This is a genomic window from Nocardia sp. NPDC019219 (genome assembly GCF_040632645.1).
Lineage (GTDB): Bacteria > Actinomycetota > Actinomycetes > Mycobacteriales > Mycobacteriaceae > Nocardia > Nocardia sputorum.
Genome location: NZ_JBEYCG010000012.1, coordinates 1 through 13,395, shown reverse-complemented (window position 1 = coordinate 13,395; position 13,395 = coordinate 1). Strand labels below are relative to the sequence as shown.

Below are 13,395 nucleotides of genomic sequence, written 5' to 3'. Positions count from 1 at the left end.
TTCCGCGGCTAGCCGCCGATCGAGAGCAGCTGGTCGAAGAACGACCGGTACCCGCGCAGCGCCTGCCGGAGACCTTCGGTGTCGGACGTGTCGCCGCGCCGCTCGTCGAGTTCGCGTTTGCGCTGCTCGTAGGTGGTGGTCAGCTGGTGGATGATGTCGTCGAGCAGTTCGTCCGCCCGGTGGACGGCGTCGCGCGGGCTGTCGACGAAGGTGACCTGAACCTCCCGCCACTGCGTGCGCAGGCGATCGCGATCGGTTTCGGCGAACAGCGGCACAGGCTGCTCTTCCGCCGCGGCGGCGGACGGGGTGACACCGGAGCCGGTCGCCGGGCCGGCGGGAACCGCTTGCTCCGACGTCGCGACGCCGCTGTGCCCGGAGTCGCCGACGTGGTCGGGGCGTTCGGCGCCTGTCGCGCGCGGCCCTGCCGAAGCGTGCTCGCCGAGGGGTTCGGATTCGCCGACCTCGTGAACGGGCGTCTCCTCAGTGGCCGGTGCGCGCCCGGCCGGATCGACCGACTCCGGGTTCGCCGTACGCTCGGCGTCGTGCCGGGCCGCGCCGGGCTCGACTTCGGGACCACGGCCGGTTTCGGCGGCCCGGTCGTATCCGGACTCGGCGCGGGTCTCGCCCGCCTTCGCCGAATCACGTTGTGCGTCAGTGGTGTAGGTCCGCCGCTCGGACTCGGTGCTCATTACTTCACGTCCTTGTTCTCTTGGCCGGACACGCCGACCAAGTCCTGAAACAGTTCCCGGTAGTGCACGATCGCCGAGCGACGGTCCTCGGTGGACACCGCGCTGCCCGCCGGGCGGGTGGCGATGTCGTGCGCCGCGCGATAGTGGCCCAACGGCTCGGCATGCTCGACGGAAAGATCCGCCAGTTGCTGCTCGTAGTTCTCCGTGGGATAGCCGCGCTCGGCCATGATCGTGGTGACGAGGCGGTCGGCTTCGGTCAATGCCCCGGCGGGGTCATCGATGAATCGTTCCTGCACCTCTACCCAACGGGTGGAATAGACCCGCTTCTCGTCCTCCGACAGTTCGCGTAAGCGCAACTGCGCATGCCTGCGTTCGCGTTCGGCGAGTTCCCGCTCGGCGGTCTTGCGGTCATCACGTTCCTGGACCGTCCGGTCGTACTCGGGTCCGAACCTGCGGCGTAGTCGCTGCCTGCGCAGCATCGGTACCACCAGGAACGCGACAAGGGCCGCGAGGACGACTATGGCGATGACGACGATGATCACCCATGCTCCAGTCGACATCTGAACCTCCTTGTCGAGCTTCTTCGCTCGGGTAATGCCTCCCCACGGTGATTCCAAACACATGTCCAGCAAGGGGTTCGACGAACGCCGACGGGCCGGCCGGCACGCTGCGAAGCGAATCCAGCCGGCCTGTCGGATGGGTCGAGCGAGGTCAGCGCACCAGCGCCGGGCGTTTGCTGTCGAAGCGCCAGCCCGGCACCAGGTACTGCATGGTGGCCGCGTCGTCGCGATCGCCCAAGCCCTCCCGGTGATAGAGCTCGTTCGCGGCGGCCACCTGCTCCTCGTCGAGGTCGACGCCGAGACCGGGTCGCGACGGCAAGGTGAGCAGGCCGTCGGCGATGCGGTAGGGCTCGCGGGTGATCCGCTGGCCGTCCTGCCAGATCCAGTGGGTGTCGATCGCGGTGATGGTTCCTGGGGCGGCCGCGGCGACGTGAGTGAACATCGCCAAGGAGACGTCGAAGTGGTTGTTCGAATGCGACCCCCAGGTCAACCCCCACGCATCGCAGAGCTGGGCCACCCGGACCGAGCCTGCCATCGTCCAGAAGTGGGGATCGGCGAGAGGGATGTCGACCGCGCCCGCGCGGACGGTGTGGCCGAGTTCGCGCCAGTCGGTGGCGATCATGTTGGTGGCGGTGGGCAGACCGGTGGCCCGTTTGAACTCGGCCATCACCTCGCGACCGGAGTAGGCCCCCTCCGGGCCGACCGGGTCTTCGGCATAGGCGAGCACGCCGGTCAGTTCGCGGCACAGTTCCACGGCCTCGCTCAGCAGCCATCCGCCGTTGGGGTCCAAGGTGATGCGGGCGTCCGGGAACTCCTCGGCGAGCGCGCGGACCGCGGCGGCCTCCTCCCGCCCGGCGAGCACGCCTCCCTTGAGCTTGAAGTCCCGGAAGCCGTAGCGCTCCCGCGCGGCACGGGCCAGCGCGACCACCGCGTCCGGGGTCAGCGCCGCCTCGTGCCGCAACCGCTGCCAGGTGTCCGCGTCGGCGGGCTCGTCGGCGCCGGAGCGATACGGCAGGTCCGTGCGCGTGCGGTCGCCGACGAAGAACAGGTAACCGAGCACCGGCACCTCCGTGCGCTGCACGCCTTCGCCGAGCAGCGCGGCCACCGGCACCTCCAGGTGCTGCCCGAGCAGGTCCAGCAGTGCGGATTCCACCGCGGTGACGGCGTGCACCGTGACTCGCAGATCGAACGTCTGGTTGCCGCGCCCGCCCGCATCGCGGGCGGCGAAGGTGCGGCGGATGTCGCCGAGCACAGCGTGGTACTCGCCGACGGACCGGCCGAGCACCAGTTCCCTGGCGTCGGTGAGCGTGGCGCGGATGCGTTCGCCGCCGGGCACCTCCCCCACCCCGGTCCGGCCTTCGGAATCGGTGAGGATCACCAAGTTGCGGGTGAAGTACGGAGCGTGCGCGCCGCTGAGGTTGAGCAGCATGCTGTCGTGGCCCGCGATCGGCACGACGCGCATGTCGATGACGCGAGGAGTGCGAGGCGAGGATGTCATGACCGAGTCTCCAGAGGGGTAGCGAGGGCGTTCGGGGAGGCGACCGGCGCGGAATCGTCGGCGACCTCGGAAACGATGCGGGAACCGGTGCCCTCGGCGGTGCGCGTACGGCGCACCAGCAGCACCGAGGCGGCGGCGAGCACCGAGGCGGCGGCCAGCGCGTACAGACCCCAGGTCACCTCGCCGGTGGCCGACTTGACCAGCCCGAAGCCGTACGGTGCGACGAAGCCGCCGAGGTTGCCGATGGAGTTGATGATGGCGATGGCGGGCGCGAGGACCAACGGGTGCAGACCCGACTGCGGGATGGACCAGAACAGCGGGCTGGCGCTCTTGAAGCCCATGGCGGCGATGCACAGGAACACCAACGCGAGCCACGGCGAGGCGATCGCGGCCAGATAGGTGCCGACCGCCGCGGTCAGCAGCGCGATGATCAGCAGCGGCTTCCGGTTTCCGGTGCGGTCACCGATCCGGGCCGACAGATACATGGCGACCACGGCACAGATCCACGGCAAGGAGGCGAGCAGGCCGACGGTGATGTCGTTCACGCCGTCGATGCGGCGGATGATCGAGGGCAGCCAGAAGGTGTTGGCGTAGATCGACAGCTGGATCGCGAAATAGATCCAGCAGAACAAGAGGAGCTTCGGATCGGCCAGCATCCGCCAGCGCGACACTTTGTGCGCCACACCCGAATTGACTGCCTTGTCGATCTCCTCGTCGGCAATGGTTTCGCTCAATGCTTTCCGCTCCCCCGCCGTCAGCCATTTCGCGTCCTCGATCCGGGAATCCAGGAAGAGAAAGGCGATACAGCCGACGATTACCGACACCATCCCCTCGATGCCGAACATCCACTGCCAGCCGTGCAGGCCGGCGCCACCGTCGAGCGAAAGCAACGGTCCGGACAGCGGCCCGGAGATCGCCGCCGCGATCGACGACCCGGCGACGAAAAGCGCGGTGGCGCGGCCGCGGTGGCTGTTGGGCAGCCACTTGGCCAGATAGAAGATCACGGCGGGGAAGAAGCCCGCCTCGGCGGCGCCGAGCAGGAAGCGCAGGACGTAGAACATCGTCGCGTTCTGCACGAACATCATCGCCGCGGAGATCAGACCCCAGCTCACCATGATCCGGGTCAGCCAGATGCGGGCGCCGAATTTCTCCATCATCACGTTGCTCGGCAATTCGAACAGCGCGTAGGCGATGAAGAACACCCCCGCGCCGAACCCGTACGCGGCAGCGCCGATGCCGACGTCCGCCTCGAGATATTCGCGGGCGTAACCGATATTCGCTCGGTTGATTTGGTTGCAGATCAACATGACGATGAACAGCGGAACGACGCGTCGAAAGAATTTCGATACGGCCGCATCCAGTTCTGCCGTCGGCTGCCGAGTGAACGACATCGTCCACTCCTTTCGGTCGAACCACCACCGCGCGCCGCGGTGCCGTGGGAAAAGATCGTCGTGGCGAGTGACTCGCCTCACAGCACCGAACTTAGAGAACAGTGACGATTCCCGTCCAACACCAATTACGGATGAATCGATACAGGAAAGGTATCGGACGCTGTGCCCGTCCGTTGGCCCAGCCCCGAGAACAAGCGGGCCAGCGCGGGGTTCTCGTTGTCCTGCCGCCAGACGAGATCGAGCTCCACTACCTTGTCGACTTCGGCCAGCGGCCGGTACCGGACGTTGTCGAACCGCATGCCCGCCGCCGATTCGGGCACCAGCGCCGCGCCCCAGCCCAGGTTGACCAGAGCCAGGATGCTGTGCACCTGGGTCATGTACTGGGCGACCACCGGCACCACCGAAGCGGCGTGCAGCACGCTGGTCACCAATTCGTGGAAGTAGCGGGCCTCGACCGGGGCGTGCATCACCATATCCGCGCCGTGCAGCGCCGTGACCGGAAGCGGCTCGGCCGAAGCGGCGAGCGGATGACCGCCGGGCAACGCGGCGATCAATCCTTCCCGCACGAAGGTCCGCGTGGTCAGATCGGGGCGGGTGATCGGTGGGCGCACCATGCCCAGATCCAGTGATCCGTCCGAGAGCGCCTCCACCTGGTCCATCGTCACCAGTTCGCGCAGCTCCACGTCGACGTCCGGCAGCAGTGAGCGCGCGGTCGCCAGCACCAGGGGCAGGCCGGAGTGCACGCTGGCGCCGGTGAAGCCCACCCGCAGCACCCCGCCGGTGCCCGCCGACACCCGGCGCACCGCCAGCGTCGCGCGCTCGGCCTGCTGGAGCAGGCGGCGAGCGTCCACCAGGAAGGCCTGACCCGCCCGGGTGAGCCGGACGGTGCGGTTGGCGCGATCGAACAGCTCCGCGCCCACTTCTTTCTCCAGCAGCTGGATCTGCCTGCTCAGCGGCGGTTGCGTCATCCGCAGACGCTCCGCCGCACGCCCGAAATGCAGTTCCTCGGCGACGGCCACGAAGTGGGTGAGCTGCACGAAGGTGAACATTCGATACCGACCTTGTATTGATGGATATGCAAACAGTGTTGGACGTGAATCATAAGTCGTTCCTAGGGTGGGCTCAGCCGGCCCATCGAACAGGAGAAGCCCCCATGACCACTGCCGCACCGCAGGAGATCGCCCGGAAGCTCGGCTCCGGACTGTTGTCCTTCCCGGTCACCCATCTGCGCGCCGACGGGTCGTTCGACGAGGCCGCCTACCGGGAGAACATCGCCTGGCTCGGCGGCTACGACGCGTCCGGTCTGTTCGCCGCGGGCGGCACCGGCGAGTTCTTCTCGCTCACCCCCGCCGAGGTGGAGCAGGTCGTCACCGCCGCGGTCGCGGAAGCGCCCGAAGGACTGCCGGTGATCGCGCCCGCCGGTTACGGCACCGCCACCGCGGTCGAGATGGCGCGGGCAGCGGAACGGGCGGGCGCGCACGGGATCCTCTTGTTGCCGCCGTATCTGACCGAGGCGAGCCAAGAGGGGCTGGTCGCGCATGTCCGGCAGGTGTGCGCCGCCACCGATCTCGGCGTGATCATCTACTCGCGGGCCAATGCCGCCTACACCGAGGCCGCCGTCGCCGAACTCGCCGACCGGTGCCCGAACCTCATCGGATTCAAGGACGGCATCGGGAACATCGAGCAGATGACCCGCATCTACGCCGCCCTCGGCGACCGGCTCACCTACGTGGGCGGCCTGCCGACCGCGGAGATGTTCGCGCTGCCGTATCTGGCGCTCGGCGTCACCACCTACTCCTCGGCGATCTACAACTTCGTCCCGGAGTTCGCGCTCGCCTTCTACCGGGCGCTGCGCCGCGGCGACACCGAATTCGTACGCACCGCGCTGAACGAGTTCGTGATCCCCTACTGCGACCTGCGCAACCGGAAGCCGGGCTACGCGGTGAGCATCATCAAAGCGGGCATGAAAGTGATCGGACGCCCGGCAGGGCCGGTCCGCAGCCCGTTGACCGATCTCGACGAGGTGGAACTCGCCGAGCTGGCCGACCTCGTGAAGAAGGTGAGCTGATGACCACCGCACGCATCGACACCGCGCGACTGACCGGCGACAACTTGGTGGGCGCGGCCGACGTCCGCGGCGCGGCGGAGTCGTTCCACGCGACGAACCCGGCGAACGGCGATGCCCTCGACCCCGTGTATGGCGAGGCCGACGCCGCGACCGTCGCCCGCGCCGCCGAGCTCGCCGCGGCCGCCTTCGAGGCGTACCGGCACACCGGTTTCGGTCCGCGCGCGGCCTTCTTGGAGAGCATCGCCCGGGAGATCGAGGGCCTGGGCGATGTTCTGGTCGACCGCGTGATCGCCGAGACCGGTCTGCCCGAGGCGCGGGTGCGCTCGGAGATCGCTCGCACCACCGGACAGCTGCGGCTGTTCGCCGAGGTGGTGCGCGAGGGCAGCTGGACCGGTGCCCGAGTGGATCGGCCGGACCGGATGCGCAGCCCGCTGCCAAAACCCGACCTGCGGCAACGCCGGATCCCGCTCGGGCCGGTCGCGGTGTTCGCGGCGAGCAACTTCCCCCTCGCCTTCTCGGTAGCCGGCGGCGACACCGCCTCGGCCCTCGCGGCGGGCGCACCCGTCGTGGTCAAGGCCCACCCCGCTCATCCGGGTACCTCCGAGCTGGTGGGCCGGGCGGTGCGCGCGGCCGTACGCGAGCACGACCTGCCCGAAGGCACGTTCTCGCTGATCCACGGCGGCGTGGACACCGGCTCGGCGCTGGTACGCGACCCGCGGATCCGGGCGGTCGGCTTCACCGGCTCCCGGCGCGGCGGACTCGCGCTGGTCGCGGCAGCCGCGGCCCGGCCGGTGCCCATCCCGGTCTTCGCCGAGATGTCGAGTGTCAACCCGGTCTTCGTCCTGCCGGGCGCCCTCGCTGAGCGCGGCGCACAACTCGGCGCCGACTTCGTCGCCTCGCTGACCACCGGTGTCGGCCAGCTGTGCACGAGCCCTGGCTTGGTCTTCCTGGCCGACGGCCCCGGCGCCGACGACTTCGTCGACGCGGCGAGCGCGGCGGTCGCAGCGGCGTCCGGTGCACCGATGCTCAACCCCGGCATCGCCGCAGCGTTCGCCGCCGGGGTGCGCCGCTTGGCCGCCACCGAGGCCGTGCGGACAGTCGCGACGGGCGGCGACGCCGGGGCCGCCTGCACCGGCGTTCCGCAGTTGTTCGTCACCACCGGCGAGCGGTTCCTGGCCGACCGGCAGCTTCAGGAAGAAGTCTTCGGACCCGCCTCGGTCATCGTGCGGGTGAGCGCTGCGGAGCAGTTCGCCACTCTCGTCGACGAACTCGAGGGCCAGCTCACCGCCACGGTGCACACCACGTCGGCGGACCGCGAGCTGGCCCGGACATTGCTCGGCAAGCTCGAACTGATCGCGGGCCGGGTGCTCTTCGACGGCTGGCCGACCGGCGTCGAGGTGGGCCACGCGGTGGTCCACGGAGGCCCGTTCCCCGCGACCAGCGCACCCTCGACCACCTCCGTGGGCAGCCGCGCCATCGAGCGCTTCCTGCGTCCGGTCGCCTACCAGAACGTCCCCGACGACCTTCTCGCCGACGAGATCCGCGCGGACAACCCGCTCGGCATCTGGCGGCGCGTGGACGGGGCGGTCACGCGGGACTGAGATCCAGTCCGCGCGGGTACGAAGCCGCGCGCCCGGCTCTGCGACCGGGCGCGCAGTCGTCTGGGTCGCCGGCCGAGTCCAGCACGACGCCTATCGCGCGGAGCGGGGTTCGGTCGAGTTCACGCCCATGCGGGCTGCCCGCACAGGGGCGGGATGAGTTTCGCCCAGAATTCGCGGCGCACCGCGTCCCACAGCCTCGTCAATTCCGGAAGTAGTTCGCGCGCCTGCGCGAGATCGGGGTAGTTCCCCGGGCCGAAGGAGGCGACCGGCGAGGCATCGCACGTTTTGTCCACGGCGACGATCGCGATCAGGTGGTGCTGGACGAAACGCCACGTCACGCGCACGCCGTCGACTTCCGTGTGGTGCGTATCAGGCATGTTCGACACCCCGGGCCGACGACTCGCGACGGTCGCGGAGACGCCGTCGTGGATGTTCGCTATGACTGCTCTGGCTCTCACACATGGAGAAATCCTGCTTCGATCGTGACATCAACGCGTCCGGGTGCCCTGGTGGGCAGCTTCACGACCTATAACATAAGACATTAGATGTCATAGCTCAATGGGGGGCGGGCAACGATTTCGTCGCGTTCGCCGCCTCGGCGGCCACCGACCGCGGCATCACCGCAGGTGTACCTCTAATTTCAGAGTTCATATTTCAAGTGTTCGGGACTAGGATCGGGAGGTAAACCCATCGAGGAGTCGCGTTGTCCAAGCAGGAGAGCGCCGGTCTGACCGCTCTCGGCGCCGTGCTGTCACCGCTCGAGGGCGGCGGCCCGAAAACCGAGGCCGTGGTGCAGCGTCTGTGCGCTGCCATCAGCCTGGGCCTGATGGCAGACGGCCAGCAGTTGCCGAGCGAGACCGATCTGGCCAACCAGCTCGGCGTCTCGACCATGACCCTGCGCGAGGCACTGGCCGTGCTCCGGCAGCGCGGCATCGTGCACACCAAGCGCGGACGCGGCGGCGGGAGTTTCATCCGTGGTGCGGCGGACGTCCTGGAGGGCGCCTCGGTGGCGCGGTTGCAGCAGATGAGCATCCAGGAGCTGCGCGACCTGGGCGACGAACACTTCGCCGTCACCGGAGCGGCTGCCGTGTTCGCCGCGCGCCGCGGGGTGCGGGCCGATATCGCTCGCCTCCGGTCCCTGGCCGATCGGCTGAAAGACAGCAGTGAACCCATTTCGGCACGCCGGGCCGACAGCCGCTTTCATATCGAGATGGCGGTGTGCGCGCAATCCACCCGGCTGACGCGCGCGCAGGTCGCTCTGCAGGCCGAACTCTCCGCCCTGCTCTGGCTGCCCCGGCTGAATCTGGATCCGGCGGCCGAAGCCGTCGCCCATCGCGATCTGGTAGACGCCATCGAACAAGAAGACGACATCCGGGCGAGAGAACTGGCAGAATCACAAACCGAATCACGAATCCGCCGCCTCGTCGCCCTACGCTTGGAACTCAGTTGATCGATGCGGGATACCGATAGCTTTTCCACCCCGGTGACCGTCGAGTCGCTCGCCGAGGCCGTCACCGAACTCGCCGACGAGGTCTATCAATCGCTCGGGACGATCGGGGCCGGGCTGGCGGCGCTGTGGGAAGGCTTGGCCGAGAGGCCGCGGCACACGCCCCGATCGACCGATCTGGCACCGCTGCGCGACACTATCGTCGCGGAACTCGAGCGGCGCGGAAAACTGTTCGCAGGCGCGGGCTTGGTGATGGCCGACGCCGTTCTCGCCGATCGCCCCCGATATCTGGAGTGGTGGTCGATCGACGCGGAACGCGGACCGCAACGCCTCGTCCTGGAATTGAATCCGCAGAACGAGTACTTCTACGACTACACGGTTATGGAATGGTTCGAGATCCCGCGCGACCAGGCACGGCGCTGGGTGCACGGGCCGTGCCTCGATTACGCCTGCACCGATCAGTACGTCTGCACCTTCGCTCTACCGGTGACGGTCGGATCGGGCGCCTTTCTCGGAATCGCCGGGGCCGACGTTCCGGTCGCGTCGATCGAGGAGTGCCTCCTTCCACGATTCCGGGCATTCGAGGACCGGGTGCTGCTGGTCAACAACGAGGGCCGCGTCATCATGGGAACCGATCCCGAATTCACCACGGGATCCAGGACGAGCCGGATGAACCCGCCTGCCGCCGCGGTGCCCATCGAAGCGATGCCGTGGTCGTTGCAACCGCTGTGATCCCCCATGCGCACACACGTCGGTGCTCTCGCCGCTCGGACACACCGCGACGGATTCAGGGGCATAGGCTCCGTCCACAACGGCCGTGACCTGCCGGAGAACTGGGTGCGTCAGTCCGGGCCATCGGTGAGCAACGACCCGCAGGGCGGCGTCGTGCCGGTGCGCCCCGATGAATGGGGTCGTGCGGCGCGGTGGCATTCGCCGAATACTCATGCCCATGAAGGCGATCACCGCGAGCCTCCTCGTGACGGCCACACTCCTCGCACCGCTATCGACCGCGTCCGCCGCGCCGTTCGAGCAGCAGGCGACCATCGCGGATACCGGGTCGGCCTCGACCGGACCGGCCACCCAAGCGCTGTGCCTGCTGCTGCGCATGTTGCGCGCCGGATACGTCGACAGCTCCGGCGGCGGTCCCGCCTGCACCTTCCCCTGATGCCGCGGGCGGCGACCGGTCCGGGCGCAGCCTGGAGGTTCGCGGTGGCCGAGACACGAGCACGAACCTTCTGATACGGCCGGGATGCCGCCGCGATCGTTTCGTGCGGCGGACATCTCGTACACACGCCGCACCTCGTCCCCCGCCCCGGAGCGGAGGGGTCGCGTACGCCGGACGAGCAGGCCGATCGAGGCGCATCATGGGGTTTGCGCTGCATTTCAGCACTTGGTCGGCGAAAGGTGTGAAACACAGCATAATTCGCCAGGCGCTGCAGTATGCCGTGGCGTGGGCAGGTGACCGGCTGTGTACTGTCCCCCGACGGGGGCAGAGGGTCTGGTGCTTCTCGTGCGAGGAGCACCGGTCTGTCTGCGACACCATTGCGAGCAAGTAGCGAGGTTGTGGGTTGGATCGATGGTGTTCGGCCAGAGGAGCCGGCGCCACCTGAGTGAGAAAGCACGGGAAATGAAGATGGACCGCCGTTCCGCGCGTGGAAACCGCCGTCGCCGTTCCGGCGGTCTGCTCTTCGGGCAGCTGCTCACCGCCGCGGTCGAATCCGCCGCAGACACGGTCGCGATCCGATTCAGCCCGACGGGTGATTCCGCCGATACCGTCGAGCTGACCTACCGGCAGCTCGACGAATCGTCGTCACGGTTGGCGCGCGAGCTGATCGACCGGGGAATCGGCCCCGGCGACGTGGTGGCCATCGGCATTCGGCGCTCCCTCGAGTCGGTGCTGTCGGTGTGGGCCGTGGCCAAGACGGGCGCCGCCTACGTGCCGATCGATCCCACCTACCCGCCCGAGCGGATCAGCTACATGGTGTCCGATTCGGGAGCCGCGTTGGGTCTGACCACGTCCGTATACCGTGCGGCACTGGGTACTTCCATCCCGTGGATCGAACTCGACGATCCGCGAGACAAGGAGCGGATCGCGGGGCGGACCGCACACCCGGTGTCGTACACCGATCGGGTGCGGCTGCTCACCGAACATCATCCCGCTTACGTGATCTTCACCTCCGGCTCCACCGGCCGGCCCAAGGGCGTCGTGGTCACCCACTCCGGATTGGGCGCGATGGTGGCCTCCGAACGGGAGCGCTACGACGTCACGGAGGGCTCGCGGGTGATGCACATCTGCTCGCCGAACTTCGACGTATCGGTGCTGGAACTGCTGCTCGCTTTCGCCACCGGATCGACGCTGGTGATCGCGCCGCCGACGGTGTTCGGCGGGTTCGAACTCACCGAACTCCTTCAGCGCGAACGCGTCACCCACATGCTGATCACGCCCGGCGCACTCGAATCGGTCGATCCCGCGGGCCTTACGGACCTGCGCGTCGTCATGGTCATCGGCGACCGGTTCGGACCCCACCTGGTGAACCGGTGGAGCAGTGACGGCCGCGCGATGATCAACGGCTACGGTCCCACCGAGGCGACGGTCATCGCGACCAGCAGCGCGCCGCTCGTCCCGGGTGAGACGATCACGATCGGCAACGCGATACCCGGATTCGGCCTGTTCGTACTCGATTCCCGCCTGCGCCCGGCCCCGGCCGGCGTGGTCGGCGAACTGTATCTGTCCGGCCCCGCGCTGGCGCAGGGCTACCTCAACCGGCCGGGCCTGACCGCCGAGCGATTCGTGGCCAATCCCTTCGGCGGCGAGGCCGGCAATCCCGGCTCGCGCATGTACCGCACCGGCGACTTGGCGCGCCGCCTGAACACGGGCGGCATCGAGGTCCTGGGTCGCTCGGACTTCCAGGTGAAGGTCCGCGGTTTCCGCGTGGAACTGGGCGAGATCGATGACGCGCTGAGCCGCCATCCGGATGTCGAGTTCGCGGCGACGCTGGGCAAGCGGCAACCGAACGGTTTGACCATGTTGGTCTCCTACGTGCTGCCGAAGGACGACATGGCAGGCATCGACACCGCCGCGTTGGTCGACTTCATCGCCGAGTCGTTGCCCGCGTATATGATTCCGGCGTCGATCATCGTGCTGGACGAGATTCCGTTGACGCCGGTGGGGAAGTTGGATCGGGCGGCGTTGCCGGAGCCGGTGTTCGCGGCGCGGGCGTTCCGGGCGCCGTCGACGCCGGTGGAGGAGATCGTCGCGGAGGTGTTCGCGGCGTTGCTGGTGCCGGAGGAGGACGGCCGCGTCGGCGCGGATGACGACTTCTTCGAATTGGGCGGGAACTCGCTGCTGGCGGCGCAGGCGGCGGCGCGGATCGGTGCGGCGTTGGATGTGCGGGTGCCGGTGCAGTTGCTGTTCGAGGCGACGACGGTCGCTGGGTTGGCGGCGCGGGTGGAGCAACATGCGGGGTCCGCGGCGGGGCGGGCGCTGGTTGCTGGGGTGCGGCCGGAGCGGGTGCCGTTGTCGTATGCCCAGCAGCGGATGTGGTTTCTGAACCGGTTCGATCCCGCGAGTGCGGTGAACAATATTCCGGTCGCGGTGCGGTTGAGCGGCGCGTTGGATATGGCGGCGTTGCGGGCTGCGGTAGCGGATGTGGTGGCGCGGCACGAGGCGTTGCGCACGGTGTATCCGGATGTGGACGGCGAGGGCTACCAGGTGGTGCTACCCACGTCCGATCCGCGTGCCGTGCCGGAATTCGTGGTCGAGCAGGCCGAGGAGTCCGAGGTGCCCGAGCTCGTGGCCGCCGCGGTGAGTGAGGGTTTCGATGTCACGGTCGCGCCGCCGGTGCGGGTGCGGTTGATCGTGGTGAGCGAGTCCGAGCACGTGCTGGTGTGCGTGGTGCATCACATCGCGGGTGACGGGTTCTCCATGGGGCCGTTGACTCGCGATCTGATGAGCGCTTATGTGGACCGGATGCGCGGCGGGGCGCCGCAGTGGCCGGCGTTGGAGGTGCAGTACGCGGATTACGCGTTGTGGCAGCGGGAGATCCTGGGTGCGGAGCAGGACCCGGATTCGGTTCTGGCGCAGCAGGTGGGGTTCTGGCGGCAGGCGTTGGCGGGGTTGCCCGAGCAGGTGGAGTTGCCC

General features: G+C 68.4%; 12 protein-coding genes. 6 read left to right on the top strand and 6 right to left on the bottom strand.

All coding sequences use genetic code 11. The annotated features are described in order from the left end of the window. Positions 1-8: 8 nt before the first annotated feature. The 5 genes from ABZ552_RS21730 to ABZ552_RS21710 form a co-directional block, all read right to left on the bottom strand. Positions 9-689 carry a hypothetical protein gene (locus ABZ552_RS21730; protein ID WP_281880123.1) on the bottom strand — a complete coding sequence of 227 codons (681 nt, stop codon included), beginning with the start codon at positions 687-689 and terminating at the stop codon, positions 9-11. Continuing rightward, a complete protein-coding gene (locus ABZ552_RS21725) occupies positions 689-1,249 on the bottom strand; it encodes a hypothetical protein (RefSeq protein ID WP_281880121.1) in 561 nt (186 codons plus the stop codon). The genes ABZ552_RS21730 and ABZ552_RS21725 overlap by 1 nt, the downstream gene beginning before the upstream one ends. 151 nt (positions 1,250-1,400) lie before the next feature. Further along, positions 1,401-2,747, bottom strand: coding sequence for a glucarate dehydratase (gene gudD / locus ABZ552_RS21720; RefSeq protein WP_281880120.1), 1,347 nt, complete (start codon positions 2,745-2,747; stop codon positions 1,401-1,403). After that, complete coding sequence (locus ABZ552_RS21715) at positions 2,744-4,138, bottom strand: MFS transporter (RefSeq protein WP_281880119.1); 1,395 nt, start codon at positions 4,136-4,138, stop codon at positions 2,744-2,746. The genes gudD and ABZ552_RS21715 overlap by 4 nt, the downstream gene beginning before the upstream one ends. 125 nt (positions 4,139-4,263) lie before the next feature. Further along, on the bottom strand, positions 4,264-5,187 hold the full coding sequence (locus ABZ552_RS21710; RefSeq protein WP_281880118.1) for a LysR substrate-binding domain-containing protein: 924 nt from the start codon (positions 5,185-5,187) through the stop codon (positions 4,264-4,266). A 104-nt stretch (positions 5,188-5,291) separates the two neighbouring features. Here ABZ552_RS21710 and kdgD point away from each other — a divergent pair, with 104 nt between their 5' ends. Continuing rightward, a complete protein-coding gene (gene kdgD / locus ABZ552_RS21705) occupies positions 5,292-6,206 on the top strand; it encodes a 5-dehydro-4-deoxyglucarate dehydratase (protein ID WP_281880116.1) in 915 nt (304 codons plus the stop codon). After that, entirely contained in the window at positions 6,206-7,807 is a 1,602-nt protein-coding gene (locus ABZ552_RS21700; protein ID WP_357439306.1) for an aldehyde dehydrogenase (NADP(+)), read from the top strand. The genes kdgD and ABZ552_RS21700 overlap by 1 nt, the downstream gene beginning before the upstream one ends. Positions 7,808-7,926: 119 nt before the next feature. On the opposite strand, the gene ABZ552_RS21695 is transcribed toward ABZ552_RS21700, so the two are convergent. Further along, entirely contained in the window at positions 7,927-8,184 is a 258-nt protein-coding gene (locus ABZ552_RS21695) for a hypothetical protein (RefSeq protein WP_281880114.1), read from the bottom strand. Positions 8,185-8,510: 326 nt separating this feature from the next. Between ABZ552_RS21695 and ABZ552_RS21690 the strand changes: the two genes are divergently transcribed. From ABZ552_RS21690 to ABZ552_RS21675, 4 genes are all read left to right on the top strand, one after another. Further along, on the top strand, positions 8,511-9,257 hold the full coding sequence (locus ABZ552_RS21690) for a GntR family transcriptional regulator (RefSeq protein WP_281880113.1): 747 nt from the start codon (positions 8,511-8,513) through the stop codon (positions 9,255-9,257). Between the two features lie 3 nt (positions 9,258-9,260). Beyond that, positions 9,261-9,986 (top strand): cache domain-containing protein, encoded by a 726-nt coding sequence (locus tag ABZ552_RS21685; RefSeq protein WP_281880112.1) that lies wholly within the window; start codon positions 9,261-9,263, stop codon positions 9,984-9,986. A gap of 217 nt (positions 9,987-10,203) precedes the next feature. Then, positions 10,204-10,419 (top strand): hypothetical protein, encoded by a 216-nt coding sequence (locus ABZ552_RS21680; RefSeq protein ID WP_357439302.1) that lies wholly within the window; start codon positions 10,204-10,206, stop codon positions 10,417-10,419. Between the two features lie 462 nt (positions 10,420-10,881). After that, positions 10,882-13,395, top strand: a 2,514-nt coding sequence (locus tag ABZ552_RS21675) for an amino acid adenylation domain-containing protein (RefSeq protein WP_357439299.1), incomplete at its 3' end; no start/stop codon positions are given.